This is a genomic window from Rhizobium cerradonense, assembly GCF_030182455.1.
In the GTDB taxonomy this organism is placed as follows: domain Bacteria; phylum Pseudomonadota; class Alphaproteobacteria; order Rhizobiales; family Rhizobiaceae; genus Rhizobium.
In genome coordinates this window covers 349,088-362,993 of record NZ_JAQJCK010000001.1, presented here as the reverse complement: position 1 = coordinate 362,993, position 13,906 = coordinate 349,088, and the positions used below count along the sequence as shown (strand labels likewise).

The window sequence follows — 13,906 nt, the reverse complement described above, 5'->3', positions numbered from 1 at the left end:
GCACCTCCCGCTTTCAAATCCAGCGCCGCGTACGCTTGCAATAAAACTCGAATTCACAGCCGAAACGAGAGAGCAGGTGCATTTCCTCGCAACGGATGACCAGTGGCGTGGTCAGCGCCGCCGCTACGGCCGCCATGGCGACGAACCAGAGATTGCCGATCATCAGGCCGAGGCCTGCCGTCAGTAGCGTATATCCGAGATAGGTCGGGTTGCGGCTAAAGCGGAACGGTCCCTTGGTCACCAGATGCGCCGTGCAACGTTGCGTCAGCACGGTCGTGCGGCTTTCGAACAGCGTCTTCACCGCCCAGACATTCAATGTCACCGCGACAACTGTCAAAAGCGAGCCAATGCCCCAGGCGATCAAGGCCCCGAGGTGCGACATGCGCACGGGATAGTCCTGATTCAAATAAAGCGCCGTTATAACTGCAAGACTATAAATTAAAGGCGGCCATGGAAAACTCAGCGACTTGGAACGATAGGCATTCATAGAATAACCCTGTCATTGCGCTTGCTCCGAACACTGTAACGCGATTCGGTTTATTCGCTCATCGCTATCTGCTTTGATTGCACCGGATTCCAGGGGTGAAAACAGGTTTTGCGCTTGCAATTTATCGAGTGTGCACTGGCAGAAGCTGCGGCACATGGTTTCGCTGCCGGAGCGTACGCAGGAGGCTTGGCATTGCCTGATATAGGTGACCGTAGGATCGGGCGCCGGTGCGGGCGCGATCAGCGAAAGAAGATAGACGAGACCGATAAGCACCGGCTGGTGGACGAGGTAGAAAATCAGGCTGTGGCGCCCGACGCGGGCAATCAGATTGCGGCCGGGACCGAGCTTTGCCAATGATCTGAGCCATCCGAGCGTTGTCGTCAGTTGCGCGATGCCGAGGCCGAAAAGGAATGGCGTCAGCCAGGGGAAGACCGGCACGTAATCATTCGAACGCGGAAGGTGCTCCGACAAGCCGAGCCAATAGAGCCATGGCACGTCGAAGACGGCGGAATGCAGCGAAAACGGCGCGATGACATTATCGACGACAATGCCGATGAGGAGCAGGGCAGCGATTAGCAGCGTTGCGAAAGACGGCAGGCGCAGGAAGAGCAGACCGATGATGCTGGCGGCGGCGATAGAGTGCAGGATGCCGAAGAAGATCCAGCCGTCGCGCATGCCGATGAAGGTGACGATGGAAATCGCCGCAGCAGCGGCCACGATCATGCCAAGGCGCTTGAAATAGGGGCGCCAGCGGATTTCGGGCGTGTTGGCCAGCACGAGGCTGAAGCCGGCGAGAAACAGGAAGGTGCTGGCAATGACGCGGGCGTAGATTTTCAGCCAGCCAGTCTCCGCCGTGCCCGGTGCGAGATAGCCGAAGAACTCGAAATCCCAGGTGCAATGATAGCTCGCCATCGCCAGAAGGGCGACACCGCGGGCCGTGTCCAGAATGCCGATGCGGGGCGTTTTCTGCGGCGCATCGATGCTCTCGGCGATAACAGCCATTGGCAGGTCCTTCCAGGCATGAATTCAAATCATCGGCGCCGGTTTGATGACTGCCGACGTGGCGATGTCATGGCACATCGATATCCATGATGGCCAGACGCGCATCGGAAAAAAACTGCCGGCGGATCAGGACGATAATGATGAAGACCGTCGTCGTGATGAAAACATAGGGGCTGAGGAACCAGCCGAGATAGCCGATCGACAGGAAGATCGCTCTCAGACCCGCATTGAAGTTGCGCGCGGCGATGACATTCATGCGGATCACCCGCTCCGCGGCGCGCTCCGCCCGCACAGGGTCGAGCTCGGCATCCGCCAGCATCGGCAAGGAGCCGAAGAGGATGGTGCAATAGTTAAACAGGCGATAGGCCCAGCCGAATTTGAAGAAGGCATAGCCGAACAGGCAGGCAAGTCCCGCCACCTTGATCTCGAAGGCGGTGCGGCCGCTATTGAAGACGAAGGGCATGTCGGAGAAGAAGGCGTTGACCTTGTCAGTGGCACCGAGCAAGGCGAAGCAGCTACCGATGGCGAAGATCGAGGTAGAGGCGAAGAAACCGGTGCCGTTCTGCAGGCCAGATAGAATCTGCGTATCGATCATCTTCAAATCGCGGCGCAGCGAATTGTAAATCCATTCGCGCCGGCGCTCGTTCATGGCCAATGTCAGGCTGGTGCGATTGAAGAAGCGGGCGCTGCTGGTGATCCAGTTCAGCACGACCCAGAGAAAAACGAAGAGGGCGAGGGCGACATAGTCGGCGGTCGTCATAAAGGCAGATTCTCCAAGTCCATATGCCGCCGACTGTAACCTACGGCCATTCGGGCGCAATGGCCTTATGTTTGCGCCGCATCGTGCCTACATATAATGTCGCAGGCATGAAATCCGATGTCGGTTGATCGCCGTGCAGGGCTGTTCCGTTGGCGTAGCCTTGCCATTACGCGATTTGCCGAGGAGGCACCAAAGGTCCATGTTTCTTTCAGTTTTCGATGTTTTCAAAATCGGCGTCGGGCCTTCCAGTTCGCACACGATGGGTCCGATGTCGGCCGCCAATCGTTTCCTGGATCTCCTGCTGTCAAACGAGTGGCCACGCCCGTCCTCGAATGTGCATGTTGCTTCGATCAAGGTCAGCCTGCACGGCTCGCTCGCCCATACTGGCATCGGGCATGGCACGGGCAGGGCGGTTATCCTCGGTTTGATGGGTGAGCGGCCCGATGCGGTCGATCCCGACCGGATGGATGCCGTTATCGATGAGGTGGAGCGCACCGGGCACATCACGCCGCCGGGCCATCCGGCCTATCAATTCCAACCGAAGACCGACCTGATCTTCGACAAGAAGGTGCCGCTGCCCGGCCACGCCAACGGCATGAGCTTTTCCGCCTTCGACAAGGACGATCGCCTGCTCGTCAAGCGCATCTACTATTCCGTCGGCGGCGGCTTCGTCGTCACCGATACCGAGCTCGAGCAGATGCGTGCCGACAAGAAGAAGGCCTCTTCCGGCGAGCGAATTCCGTTCCCCTTCGCCACCGCCAAGCAGATGCTCGATATGGCCGAGCGCTCCGGTCTCTCGATTGCGCAGATGAAGCGCGCCAATGAAGAGACGCGCATGAGCAGCGAAGAGCTCGACGCCGGGCTCGATCGCATCTGGGCGGCGATGAATAGCTGCATCGATCGCGGCTTGAAGGTCGAGGGCATCATGCCGGGCGGCCTGAAGGTGCGCCGCCGGGCGCGCGCCATCCATGACAAGCTGCAGGAAGAATGGCGCAGCAACCGCATCAATCCGCTGCTCGCCAATGATTGGCTGAGCGTCTACGCCATGGCCGTCAACGAGGAAAATGCCGCGGGTGGCCGCGTCGTCACCGCGCCGACCAACGGCGCGGCCGGGGTCATTCCAGCAACGATCCGCTACTACCAGCATTTCCATGAGGATTGGGACCAGGATGGCATCCGCAACTATCTGCTGACCGCGGCTGCCGTCGGCGGCATCATCAAGCACAATGCCTCGATCTCCGGCGCTGAAGTGGGCTGTCAGGGCGAAGTGGGCTCGGCGGCTGCGATGGCGGCCGCGGGGCTTGCCGCCGTCATGGGCGCGACGCCCGAGCAGATCGAAAATGCCGCGGAGATTGCGCTGGAACACCATCTCGGCATGACCTGCGATCCCGTTGCCGGCCTCGTGCAGGTGCCTTGTATCGAGCGCAACGCACTCGGCGCCGTCAAGGCAGTGACGGCTGCATCGCTCGCGATCAAAGGCGACGGCCAGCATTTCGTGCCCCTCGATGCCTGCATCGAGACGATGCGCCAGACCGGCTACGACATGAGCGAGAAATACAAGGAAACCTCAACAGGCGGCCTCGCGGTGAATGTCGTCGAATGCTGAGTGTGGACGCTTGATTCTAAAAGCTTGACGCTGCCGGTCAAAAGGATTTCAACGGCGTCATGGCTTTGCATATCATCAAATTGTGCGTGGGCGCGGATTCGCTTGAGGATCTGCGCGAATGGGTCTCCGAGCGGGCGATGAGCGCCATCGCCGCCGGTCTGGAACCGCACACCACCCATACGACCCGCATGGTGCCGAAGCGCGTGGATGAGCTGCTGGACGGCGGCTCGCTTTACTGGGTGATCAAGGGGCAGGTACAGGCGCGGCAAAAGCTGCTCGGTATCGAGACGTTCACGGATGTCGATGGAATCCACCGCTGCCGGCTTATTCTCGATCCGAGCGTAGTCGAAACCGCCAGCCAGCCGCGTCGCGCCTTCCAGGGCTGGCGCTACTTGCCGCAGGAAGATGTGCCGCGCGATCTCGACAGCCTTGGCGGCGGCGTCAATGAGTTGCCTGCCGATCTGCGTCGCGAGCTTTCCGAATTGGGATTGCTGTAGAGCGGCGGCCGCCTCGGGAGCCGCAGCACCGCTCCATCCTTGCACTTTTCCTGATTAGCGCAGCCGCATCAATACCGGAGCTTGGCCATTCGGCGCGGTAATGTGCAGGTGGATGTGGGCTTCCGGCTGGGAATAGCGCCAGGCGCGGGCTCCGTGGCAAAGCAGGACGGAGATCAGGTCCTTCGTCTTGCTGCGCGAACGCGAACGGCTGAGGCCGAGATCGGCCAACCGCATGGCTGCCTCATGCAGCGGATGAAGAGCAAAGCCCTTCGATTTCATCTTTCCCCCGCCATCGAGCGAGAAACCCGGAAAGTTCTCGTTCATTGCCATTTTCACATCCCCGTAACACATTACAAACTCAGGGCCGGCCTCATGATCATCCAAGGCCGGAAGAACCGGATATCGCTACGCAAAATCCAGTAGATTTCTGAACGATGCGGCACGGAAAGCCGTGTCACATCCTTATTCCAAGCTCGCCCAGCACTTCACGCCGGCCTTCTTGAGAGCCTTGCAGGCGTTGACAGCCGCATTCTGGTCCTCGAAGCCGCCGAAACGGGCGCGGTAACCGCCATCAAAGGCAAGCGTATAGGCCTTGGCCGAGCGCAATGCCTTGCCGCCCTTGCTCTTGGCGGTATCGAGCAGATCGCTGGCGCCGTCCTTGCTGGAGGAGATGCCGATCTGGACGACCCAGCCGGTCGGGCCCGCCTCATCCTTGCTCGCCTTGGTAACCTTCTCAGGCTTTTCAGCCTTTTCCGTTTTCTCGACCTTCTGGGTCTTAATGATCTTGGTATCCGATCTGGAGGTCGAGGCCGTCGTGACGGCGTCGACCTCATCCGTATCGCTTTCATCCGTAGTCGCCGATGTCGGTTCGATGGAAGCCACTTCATCGGATGCGGCGCGTTGCTTCTGCTTGGTCGTGAGCAACGGATTGCTCGACTTCGGCGTGATCGCCGCAAAAGCCGCGGCGCTCGACGGCTGCTGGTCGTCGTCAGCCTCGGCGGTCTCGTCCTTGCTCATCTTCGCGCTGCCGGCAGCCGCCATGCGGGCGCTTGCAGCCTGGACGTTGGGCGTTTCCACCTTCGTCTGGGCGACGACATTGGAGTCGATATGCTTCGTGGATGCCAGCGGCAGGTAAGCGGCGATCAGCTTGCGCATCTGGTTGTCGCGGGCGGGCGTCGAGGCGCCACCGAGAACGACGCCGACGATCGAGCGGCCGTCGACCTTCACCGAAGTGGCAAGATTGTATCCGGCAGCACGCGTGTAACCCGTCTTGATGCCGTCAACACCACGGACCGAACCGAGCAGATGGTTGTGACCCGGGATCACTCTGTTGCCGAGGCGAAAGCTCGTCTCAGAGAAGAAGCCGTAATATTGCGGGAAGTGCTCGCGCAGGGCGACGCCCAGGCGGGCCTGATCGCGCGCCGTCGTCATCTGGGCGGTGTTCGGCAGGCCGTTCGGATTGCGGTAGGTCGTCCGCGTCATTCCAAGCGCACGGGCCTTGTTGTTCATCATGCGGGCGAAATTGTCTTCCGAGCCGCCAAGCATTTCGCCAAGCGCCATCGCCGCATCGTTGGCGGACTTGGTGACGATACCGAGAATCGCCTCGCGAACGGTCACCGAGCGGCCGGTACCGATGCCGAGCTTGGTCGGGGCCTGCGAGGCTGCATTTTTCGAAAAGACGACAGGAGTATCGAGTGTGATCCGACCGGCCTCAAGCGCCTCAAAGGTCAGATAGACGGTCATCATCTTGGTAAGCGAAGCGGGATAGTGAAGCGTATCCGCATTTTCGCTGTAGAGAACATTACCCGTGTTCGCGTCAATAACGATGCCCGCGTATTTCGAGCCTCCGGCTGCATTCGACACATCGACGGTAACGGTCACCGTCGCAGTCGTGATTGCAAAACCGAACAGCACCTTCGCCAAAAACTTGCCGGAGCTTGATGAGGATGCGGAAAAAATTGATCTGGACACTACTTCACTCTCTGCTTGCATTTACGTTCTCAATTATCCGGCCGCCGCCTCCATGAGCGCCCGTTGGCTCTCAAGAGTAGAGGTTTAGCGTTACCAATCGGTTTATGATGAACAGTTGGTTTCAGGATTCCGCATCATTTTAGTCACCACTTACGGAGATTCCGTCGTGCCGGCCGCATCGACAAGGCGTGTCTTCACGAAATTCTGGACAGCGGCATCCATCGTCTGCCAGTCGCCAAGCTGATGACTGGAAAACCGATAAAGCACGCTGAGATCCTTGCCGACCCTGATGTCCCGCTGGCAATCGCCGCTGGTCGCCCCAGCGGGCGAGGAGGGCAAGATGCAGCGCACGACATAATCCGGCTCGCCAGCGCGCGGCGCGGTCAGAAGCACTTCGCCACTATAGCCGGCGTCGGCGCGCAGACGATGGGCCGTCAGCCCATGTGGACCGGCGAAGGCGTCGCCTTCCATCAGATGCGAATAGATCGGCTCCAGCCGGCCGGACATGTCGCGCGACATCGTGCTCTGGCTGAGCTGTAGGAAAATCAGCGAGGAGGATTGGGAAATATCGTCAAAGCGCAAGCGGTCGGCATCGCTATAGCCCTGCATCTGCGGCCAGGTGAGGTAGAGATCGACGCGTTCCGCGACGCCGTTTACGCGTTCGCTCGGGAAACGGATGGTGTTGGCGCCAAGACGCAACGTATCCTCGCCGATCGTCACTGTGATCGGCTTGATATCGGCAGTGTGGCCGGCCAGTGAGATTTTTTCGCCGAGCCAACGGCCACCAATGGTGATGGCAACGGTAAGTGCGGCGAGTACGGCAACGCCGGCCGTGAGACGATAAACGAGGCCGCTCGATATCAGCGGCTGTTCGTCGATCGAGGAGGCGGATGACAGAGGAGGGGTCATGCTCTTGCCTTCGGTTCCATCCCGCCTTGGAAACCGTCGTCAATGACGCGTCCGCCGCGGCTCAAGACCCCTGATGAGTCTCGCTGTGGAATGATTGCCGCCACATTGGTTAATGAGCCGTTAAGAATGCGTCGGCTTGCATATTTATCGGCACAAATACCTTTGCGAAAATCGGGGCGGATTTCGGGCTGAAGGGGTTGATCGTTTCACGAAATCATGGGAGCCGATCTATCTTTTTGCCCCTTCGCAATGCCGGATGAACCGCCGGGCGTTTTTTCGGGCAATTGCCCTGGGCACACCCCGGAAACGAAAAGAGCCGTTCCCGGGACAGCGGGAACGGCTCAGAGGCGCCGGTCAGGACAGAAATGCGGGGACAGACCGGGGCCTTGACTGAGACCACCGGTGCTAGGTCACCGGTGATCACGTGGCGGAAACACGACCTACTTCAAGCTGCCGACTGCAACGGCGCGGCCATCCTGTATCTTGACCCAGCGAGCCGGATCGTCAGCGGACTGACGCTTCAGGAAGGTGTATTCGGTATCCGACCAAAGCTTCACCTTATTGCGCATATTGTCGAGAACGAAGTCGCCGCGATCGGTGCGCACCGTCAGCACGGCATGGCCTTCACCGTTCGGCTGCAGCACGACCGTCATCAGCAGGTCGGAGGCCGAAAAGCCGGCGTCGATCAGCTCCTTGCGCTTCAGCAGAGCGAAATCCTCGCAATCGCCGGCAGTGGTCGGGATCGCCCATTTTTCCTCGACGCCATAGAGATCCATATCGGTCATAGGCTTGATCGTCGTATTGACCGTGTAGTTGATCTTCAGGATGGTCTTCCAACGATCTTCGGTAAGAATAGCGGGACCGGCATCGCCGCCGGCATAGGCGCATTCCCTCGGATTTTCCTTGCAGAACTCATAGTGACCGATCGGCGGCGCGGCATCGCCGGTGATCGTCATATTGGCCGGCGTCGCATGGGCGAAGCCGAGACAGCCAAAGGTAAAAAGAGCCATTGCGGCATAACCGCGAAGAAGGAATTGAAAGCCCATGTCCGTGTCCCTGTTTTATTGGGACCAGAATGACATGCAGGCTTTTATCCGACGCAAAATTACGTAGTCAAATTAAGGACTTAGTTGATTCAAATGCGCGTAGAATTGTCATAAAATGAGCGCAAAACTTGAATCAAATTTTCGGGGAATTCGATTAAAATTCGAATGTTTTTCCGCTTGGGGTTCCGTATGGAGATTCTGCGTATCCGCTTGTTTTTAAATAATTTTGTTTTCGCCCACAAATGTCGGCGAGGAACACCGTTTGCCGGCAGCAGCGCCGAAATAGGACGGTAGCTTCGTCTCGGCACATCGCCCGAACCTCACGAATGTCGGAAATCCCCTCAGGCTGTGCCATTTTGGGAAAAGGCGTGCTCAAAAAAATTTTGAGTTTTTTCGTTGCCATCAGCCGATGACGCGAAATTCGTCCGTCGCTTCGACAATGGCTGCCGCCATCTCCGACGTCGCCGGCGAATGGGCGGAATTGGGAACCACGACCAATCTTGCCGCAGGCCATGCCCGCGACAGCTCCCACGCGGTAATGACGGGTGCCTCCAGATCGAGCCGGCCCTGGATCATCGTGCAGGGGATACCCTCGAGCCGGTTGATGTCCCGCAATATCTGGCTCTCTTCCAGCCAGCCGCGATAATGGAAGTAATGCGTGATGATGCGCGCTCTTGCAGTGAGATATCGGGGATCGGACCAGCGGCTGGGCAAAGTCGCGCTGATATCGATAAGGATCGAAGCCGATTCCCAGTCGTGCCAGTCCTTGGCGGCTTTGGCATGGACGGCCGGATCCAGATTAAGGAGCAAGTGATAATATGCGGCCACCAGATCGCCATTGCGCTCGCTCTCTGGCACGCCAGCACGGAAGCGAGCCCATTCTTCAGGAAAGAAGCGGGCAAGCCCGTTATAGAGCCAATCGATCTCAGATTGCCGCGTCATGGTGACCCCAACGACAATGAGGGCTGCGACGCGTTGCGGATGCGTCTCGGCGTAGATCAGCGCCAGAGTACAGCCCCAGGAATTGCCGTAGACCAGCCAGCGCTCGATGCCGAGGAAGAGCCGAAGCTGCTCGATGTCGCCAACCAGATGCCATGTGGTGTTGGCGGAAAGGTCTGCCTGCAGCTCCGACGCATGCGGCAAGCTTCCGCCGCAGCCGCGTTGGTCGAATTGAATGATGCGATAATGTTCCGGATCGAAAAAGCGGCGAGTACTGGCGGAACTGCCGGAACCCGGACCACCATGCAGGACGACGACTGGAACACCGTTCGGATTGCCCGATTGCGTCCAGCAAATGCGATGCGCATCGCCGACGTCAAGCATGCCCTGATCATAGGGCTCGATTTCAGGATAAAGCGTCTTCATCGGCCGTCACACAGACAGAGGGGCGAAACGCCGCTACTTCACCAGCAGGCGTGACAGCACGATGACAAAATTAGAGGAATTCGCGCAAGGTCTCACGAGATTGCAGCGAGAGAAATTCGATCGCGACGCCTTCCATGAAGTGGCGTACGACACGGCCGCGCATGTTGCCGAGGCGTACCGGCGTGCCGATCGGCGGGCGTGCCTCGACATCGACGGCCGCGCCCGAAAGCGACAGGTCCATGATGCGGCAGACATAGCGCGTGTCGTCTTCCAGCGTCAGTTCGCTGAGGGTGTTGCGCGGTGTCAGACGGTCGTGACGACGATCTTCCGGCAGACCGAGCTCATGCTTGTTGGCCAGCCAAGTGAGCTGAGCGGCGAGCTTCTCGCGCTTGCGGTCGGTGGCGTTGATCGACATGCTGAAGCCGCGCGCGTCGACGGCGACGACATGGCCCTCAACCCGGCCGAGATGGTCGATATAGGCGACGACACGCTCATTGGTGCGTGGGCGGCCCGGGCAGGTGACGTACATGTCGCCGGGCGACATATCCGTGACCAGGCATTCGAATTCTTCGTAGTTGGCCAGCATCAGGCGGCCCTGCATGTTGATCGGAACCCGCTGAAAGGTCCGCTGATCCATGCGAGGCGCATTCCCCGCCAATTGATTTGGCCGCGTCGTCTGGGCTGACTGGAATGAATGCATGAAAAGGCTTCTTCAACCGATTATGTTTCATGCAATCACTAGCCGAAACTTCTTAAGGTAAGGTTGTCTTCTCTGAGGGATAGCTCAGAGAAGACGGTTGAATCTGTATCGCGATGGATCAACCGCTCCTTGATCGCGCCCACCCGCCTTAGGATTCAGCGCGTGATGAGAGGTCAAATCGACGGGATCGAGATGCGGCGGCAATTCGACGCGCCGGGCGGGACGCTCGTACAGCAGGCGGCTGCGGTCGAGCGCCAGGAACTCCAGACGTTCGCCACCGAGCCATGACGCATGGGCAACCGGCGTCAGGCAGCCAAGCAGCCGATCGCAGATATCGCCGGCCGAACGCACCGGCATCAGCACCATTTCGAAGGCTATGTTGCGGCCGCTGATGCTGTAACCTGTCGCGTTGATCAAGGCAGGAACGACATGTGCCATCACGCCGGCGGCGATGCGCACGGGATCGTCAGGCTGGCTTCCCGCCCACAATGCTGCAAAGCTCTCGCCCCGAAGCTCGCGGCCCATGAAGCCGCAGATCGCCGTTCCGGCCAGCCGAAAACGCGGCGCCTCATCCGGCATCGACTCCAGAATGAAGAGCTGTGGCAGAATATGGCGGACCGCTGAAGGCTGTATCAAATTGCGCAGGGGAGCATCCGCGTTGCCGCGAAGCTGCTCCCAATAGGTAAATATCTCTGTGCTGGTTTTCTGCCGCATGACGCGCCTGTGTCCCATTTCAATTCAGATGCCGGGGCATTCATTGCCCTTACGTCATGCCTTGCTTATTTCGTGCCACGGCCGAGCCATTAAGGTTAACAGAGGGTTTCATTTGCCTTGCGGGGCCATGAGTGGGAAGAATAGACCATCACTTCACGAGGGTGACCTTCAGCACAAACTATTCTCGGGCGTGGGACATAACCATTGCGGCACATCCCAGCGAGGAGCGCCCGAACAAGCCGTCCAACGGGGTTGGGCGGCTTTTTTTTTGATATTCGCTGCTGTATGTCTCGAGTCCCTTCTCAAGATATCAGAGCAAATCATGGATGATGCAGAGCCGCCGCGCCACGAGCCCGAGGAAAATCGGCCGCCGAAGCGGGTTCCTGCCTTCAACCTGCCGCCCGTCATCCTCGCAAGCCTCGGCCTGCTCATCGTCGTCTTCGCTATTCAAAACCTGCCCTGGTGGTCGGACGACACGCTGAATTGGTTGTATTTCACCTTCAGCTTCATTCCCGCGCGTTACGCCTTTCCGCTGTCGCAACAGGGGCTGGAATGGCTGTGGACGCCGGTTACCTATTCGCTCCTGCATGGCAGCATCGAGCATATCGTCTTCAACGGGCTGTGGCTTATGGTCTTTGCCGCTCCCGTCGCGCGCCGGATCGGTGTTGTGCGCTACGTGATCTTCTGGGTTCTTTCAGCGGCTGCATCCGCATTCCTACATGCCGCCATCTATTGGGGCGACCAAAGCTTGCTGATCGGCGCATCGGGCGTCGTTTCAGGGCTGATGGGAGCGGCCTGCCGTTTTGCCTTTCCCGCCATGGATGGCCGTCGTGTCGGCATTCGGCAGGCCCATCTCAATCCGCGGCTGTCGATCCTGGCCTCGCTGCGCAGCCGCACGGTCGTCGCCTATATCGTGATGTGGATCGCGGGCAATGCGCTCGTCGCTTTCGGCATCACGATCGTCGGCGACAGCACGCAGCCGGTGGCCTGGGATGCCCATATCGGCGGCTTCCTTTTCGGCTTCCTGCTGTTTTCCCTGTTCGACCGGGAACCCCGCATCGAACTCGAAAACTCGGCTCCATAGGCGGATGAAGCTGTTGCTTTCTTGGCCTCACTAGCGCACCATTGACACTTATCGGCCGCGAAGGGAGGAGACCGGCGCGGATCGATGAAGGTAGCATCGGTCCAGGTCCGGAGGCGATTCGGAACAAATCCGAGGCTCATTTGTTCACTTTGCTTTCGAGATGGGAGGATCGAATGTCTGTTTCCGTTAAAGCCATACTTGATGCCAAAGGTCGCAATGTCGTCACCACCGGAGGAAATACGACCCTCGCAGAAGCCGCCAAAATTCTGAGTGAAAACCGTATCGGCGCCATCGTCGTCGTCGGGATGGCGGGTAAGATTTCCGGCATTTTCACCGAGCGTGATGTCGTCAATGCAGTCGCCAAGCATGGCCAAGACAGCCTCAATCAACCGATTGCTTCGCTGATGACGGCGAGGGTGCACCGCTGCAAGGAAGACTCCACCACCGACGAGCTGATGGAACTGATGACACACCGCCGCTTCCGCCATGTTCCGGTCGAAGACAAAGGCAAGCTCACGGGCATCATCTCAATCGGCGACGTCGTAAAATGGCGCATCCGCGAAATCGAGCTCGAGGCCGAACAGATCAAGGCTTACATCGCCGGGTGAGGAGCGGTTCGGCATCACCGAAGCAATCGACCCAGTGGGTCGATTGCCGCGACGAACGCGCTGAGCCCAAAGCAAGGCCGGATAGCGCGGCATTAGCGGAGCTATCCGGCTCGCCGGAGCCGAAATCGGCTCCGCATCGGCAGCATCCTTTCATTTCCGAATGAGTCATGCCCTATCGGGCAAAGGCTTCCTGCATGCGCCTGATTTCGGCGAGCCGGATGGAGGTCTCTTCATAGCCGCGCTCGATCGCTTCGCCGGCGCGATGAAACTCTGAGAGACCGATGTCGCTGAGGCGCGGATGCAGCGCCAGGTCCGGCGGATCGCCGGCGAGGCGTGCGCGAGAAATCCGATCCTGGATGATGTTGAAAGCCTGCACCATCACCCCGGTCATGCCGAGCTTGGTATAGGGCGCCTCATCCCGGCGTTGCGGCTCGCCATTCAATGGACCGGAATTATGTTTGACGACGGCCGAACGGCCGAAAAGATCGTAATGCAGGTTGACGGCGACCACGAGCGGCTGCTCGTAGGCACGGCAGACGGAAACGGGCACCGGATTGACCAGCGCCCCGTCGACCAGCGTGCGGCTATTGGTGCGCACCGGCTCGAAAATGCCGGGCAGGGCATAGGATGCCCGGAGTGCCGTGATCAGAGAACCGTTTGTGATCCAGACCTCGTGGCCGGTATTTAGTTCCGAAGCGACGGCCACGAAGGGACGGTCCAGATCCTCGATTGCGAAGCCTTCCAGGTGTTCCTGCATGCGCTTTGTGAGCCGCATGCCGCCAAAAAGACCGCTGCCGCCGATCGTGAGATCGAGGAGGCTGGCAATGCGGCGCATGGTCAGTGAGCGGGCAAAACCCTCAAGCTCGTCAAGCTTGCCGGCGAGGTAGCAGCCGCCGACCAGGGCGCCGATTGAGGTGCCAGCGATCATGCCGACCTCGATACCTGCCTCATTGAGGGCACGCAATACGCCGATATGCGCCCAGCCCCGGGCGGCGCCACCGCCGAGTGCCAGCGCGATCTTTACTTTCTTAGGGGGAGCGGGAACAGCGGGTGGAGGGGGTGTGTCCTGTGAGATGGTCGGACCTGAACCGGCAGGAACCTGCCCGGCGCTCTGACGAATCAACCCCCAGTTCAACATGGCTTTCCTCCGAGGCGTA

General features: G+C 59.3%; 15 protein-coding genes. 4 read left to right on the top strand and 11 right to left on the bottom strand.

Annotated elements, in window-relative coordinates:
- Positions 1 to 13: 13 nt before the first annotated feature.
- The 3 genes from PH547_RS01795 to PH547_RS01785 form a co-directional block, all read right to left on the bottom strand.
- Positions 14 to 487, bottom strand: coding sequence for a methyltransferase family protein (locus PH547_RS01795; protein ID WP_283050483.1), 474 nt, complete (start codon positions 485 to 487; stop codon positions 14 to 16).
- Positions 488 to 499: 12 nt separating this feature from the next.
- Positions 500 to 1,489, bottom strand: coding sequence for an acetyltransferase domain-containing protein (locus PH547_RS01790; RefSeq protein WP_104823166.1), 990 nt, complete (start codon positions 1,487 to 1,489; stop codon positions 500 to 502).
- A 67-nt stretch (positions 1,490 to 1,556) separates the two neighbouring features.
- Positions 1,557 to 2,249 (bottom strand): DUF599 domain-containing protein, encoded by a 693-nt coding sequence (locus tag PH547_RS01785; RefSeq protein ID WP_104823165.1) that lies wholly within the window; start codon positions 2,247 to 2,249, stop codon positions 1,557 to 1,559.
- Positions 2,250 to 2,448: 199 nt separating this feature from the next.
- Between PH547_RS01785 and PH547_RS01780 the strand changes: the two genes are divergently transcribed.
- Together PH547_RS01780 and PH547_RS01775 are read left to right on the top strand one after the other, a co-directional pair.
- Positions 2,449 to 3,855 carry an L-serine ammonia-lyase gene (locus PH547_RS01780; protein ID WP_104823164.1) on the top strand — a complete coding sequence of 469 codons (1,407 nt, stop codon included), beginning with the start codon at positions 2,449 to 2,451 and terminating at the stop codon, positions 3,853 to 3,855.
- Positions 3,856 to 3,914: 59 nt separating this feature from the next.
- Entirely contained in the window at positions 3,915 to 4,352 is a 438-nt protein-coding gene (locus PH547_RS01775) for a DUF1489 family protein (protein ID WP_104823163.1), read from the top strand.
- Positions 4,353 to 4,406: 54 nt separating this feature from the next.
- Here PH547_RS01775 and PH547_RS01770 read toward each other — a convergent pair whose 3' ends face one another.
- The 7 genes from PH547_RS01770 to PH547_RS01740 all read right to left on the bottom strand — a co-directional run bounded on the left by PH547_RS01770 (position 4,407) and on the right by PH547_RS01740 (position 11,057).
- On the bottom strand, positions 4,407 to 4,682 hold the full coding sequence (locus tag PH547_RS01770; RefSeq protein ID WP_104823162.1) for a hypothetical protein: 276 nt from the start codon (positions 4,680 to 4,682) through the stop codon (positions 4,407 to 4,409).
- A gap of 132 nt (positions 4,683 to 4,814) precedes the next feature.
- Entirely contained in the window at positions 4,815 to 6,344 is a 1,530-nt protein-coding gene (locus tag PH547_RS01765) for a serine hydrolase (RefSeq protein WP_104823161.1), read from the bottom strand.
- Positions 6,345 to 6,473: 129 nt separating this feature from the next.
- Positions 6,474 to 7,232, bottom strand: coding sequence for a hypothetical protein (locus PH547_RS01760; RefSeq protein ID WP_104823160.1), 759 nt, complete (start codon positions 7,230 to 7,232; stop codon positions 6,474 to 6,476).
- Positions 7,233 to 7,672: 440 nt separating this feature from the next.
- Positions 7,673 to 8,278, bottom strand: coding sequence for a transglutaminase-like cysteine peptidase (locus PH547_RS01755; protein WP_104823159.1), 606 nt, complete (start codon positions 8,276 to 8,278; stop codon positions 7,673 to 7,675).
- Between the two features lie 402 nt (positions 8,279 to 8,680).
- The gene (gene pip, locus PH547_RS01750; RefSeq protein WP_285167296.1) at positions 8,681 to 9,643 is read right to left on the bottom strand and encodes a prolyl aminopeptidase; all 963 of its coding nucleotides are present in this window, start codon (positions 9,641 to 9,643) and stop codon (positions 8,681 to 8,683) included.
- A gap of 70 nt (positions 9,644 to 9,713) precedes the next feature.
- Positions 9,714 to 10,343: a PilZ domain-containing protein gene (locus PH547_RS01745; RefSeq protein ID WP_260303875.1), complete on the bottom strand. Its 630-nt coding sequence runs from the start codon at positions 10,341 to 10,343 to the stop codon at positions 9,714 to 9,716.
- Positions 10,344 to 10,427: 84 nt separating this feature from the next.
- Positions 10,428 to 11,057: a PAS domain-containing protein gene (locus PH547_RS01740; protein ID WP_285167295.1), complete on the bottom strand. Its 630-nt coding sequence runs from the start codon at positions 11,055 to 11,057 to the stop codon at positions 10,428 to 10,430.
- A 322-nt stretch (positions 11,058 to 11,379) separates the two neighbouring features.
- Between PH547_RS01740 and PH547_RS01735 the strand changes: the two genes are divergently transcribed.
- Positions 11,380 to 12,141 carry a rhomboid family intramembrane serine protease gene (locus tag PH547_RS01735; protein ID WP_104823155.1) on the top strand — a complete coding sequence of 254 codons (762 nt, stop codon included), beginning with the start codon at positions 11,380 to 11,382 and terminating at the stop codon, positions 12,139 to 12,141.
- Positions 12,142 to 12,314: 173 nt separating this feature from the next.
- The gene (locus PH547_RS01730; RefSeq protein WP_285167294.1) at positions 12,315 to 12,749 is read left to right on the top strand and encodes a CBS domain-containing protein; all 435 of its coding nucleotides are present in this window, start codon (positions 12,315 to 12,317) and stop codon (positions 12,747 to 12,749) included.
- A 172-nt stretch (positions 12,750 to 12,921) separates the two neighbouring features.
- On the opposite strand, the gene PH547_RS01725 is transcribed toward PH547_RS01730, so the two are convergent.
- Positions 12,922 to 13,887 carry a patatin-like phospholipase family protein gene (locus PH547_RS01725; RefSeq protein ID WP_104823153.1) on the bottom strand — a complete coding sequence of 322 codons (966 nt, stop codon included), beginning with the start codon at positions 13,885 to 13,887 and terminating at the stop codon, positions 12,922 to 12,924.
- Positions 13,888 to 13,906: the final 19 nt, after the last annotated feature.

Bases quoted from the DNA above. Each gene is read 5' to 3' on its own strand.
- PH547_RS01735 (WP_104823155.1), top strand. From the start codon at position 11,380: ATGGATGATGCAGAGCCGCCGCGCCACGAGCCCGAGGAAAATCGGCCG.
- PH547_RS01795 (WP_283050483.1), bottom strand. From the start codon at position 487: ATGAATGCCTATCGTTCCAAGTCGCTGAGTTTTCCATGGCCGCCTTTA.
- pip (WP_285167296.1), bottom strand. From the start codon at position 9,643: ATGAAGACGCTTTATCCTGAAATCGAGCCCTATGATCAGGGCATGCTT.
- PH547_RS01780 (WP_104823164.1), top strand. From the start codon at position 2,449: ATGTTTCTTTCAGTTTTCGATGTTTTCAAAATCGGCGTCGGGCCTTCC.
- PH547_RS01760 (WP_104823160.1), bottom strand. From the start codon at position 7,232: ATGACCCCTCCTCTGTCATCCGCCTCCTCGATCGACGAACAGCCGCTG.
- PH547_RS01740 (WP_285167295.1), bottom strand. From the start codon at position 11,057: ATGCGGCAGAAAACCAGCACAGAGATATTTACCTATTGGGAGCAGCTT.
- PH547_RS01765 (WP_104823161.1), bottom strand. From the start codon at position 6,344: ATGCAAGCAGAGAGTGAAGTAGTGTCCAGATCAATTTTTTCCGCATCC.
- PH547_RS01790 (WP_104823166.1), bottom strand. From the start codon at position 1,489: ATGGCTGTTATCGCCGAGAGCATCGATGCGCCGCAGAAAACGCCCCGC.
- PH547_RS01775 (WP_104823163.1), top strand. From the start codon at position 3,915: ATGGCTTTGCATATCATCAAATTGTGCGTGGGCGCGGATTCGCTTGAG.
- PH547_RS01770 (WP_104823162.1), bottom strand. From the start codon at position 4,682: ATGGCAATGAACGAGAACTTTCCGGGTTTCTCGCTCGATGGCGGGGGA.
- PH547_RS01785 (WP_104823165.1), bottom strand. From the start codon at position 2,249: ATGACGACCGCCGACTATGTCGCCCTCGCCCTCTTCGTTTTTCTCTGG.
- PH547_RS01755 (WP_104823159.1), bottom strand. From the start codon at position 8,278: ATGGGCTTTCAATTCCTTCTTCGCGGTTATGCCGCAATGGCTCTTTTT.
- PH547_RS01725 (WP_104823153.1), bottom strand. From the start codon at position 13,887: ATGTTGAACTGGGGGTTGATTCGTCAGAGCGCCGGGCAGGTTCCTGCC.
- PH547_RS01745 (WP_260303875.1), bottom strand. From the start codon at position 10,343: ATGCATTCATTCCAGTCAGCCCAGACGACGCGGCCAAATCAATTGGCG.
- PH547_RS01730 (WP_285167294.1), top strand. From the start codon at position 12,315: ATGTCTGTTTCCGTTAAAGCCATACTTGATGCCAAAGGTCGCAATGTC.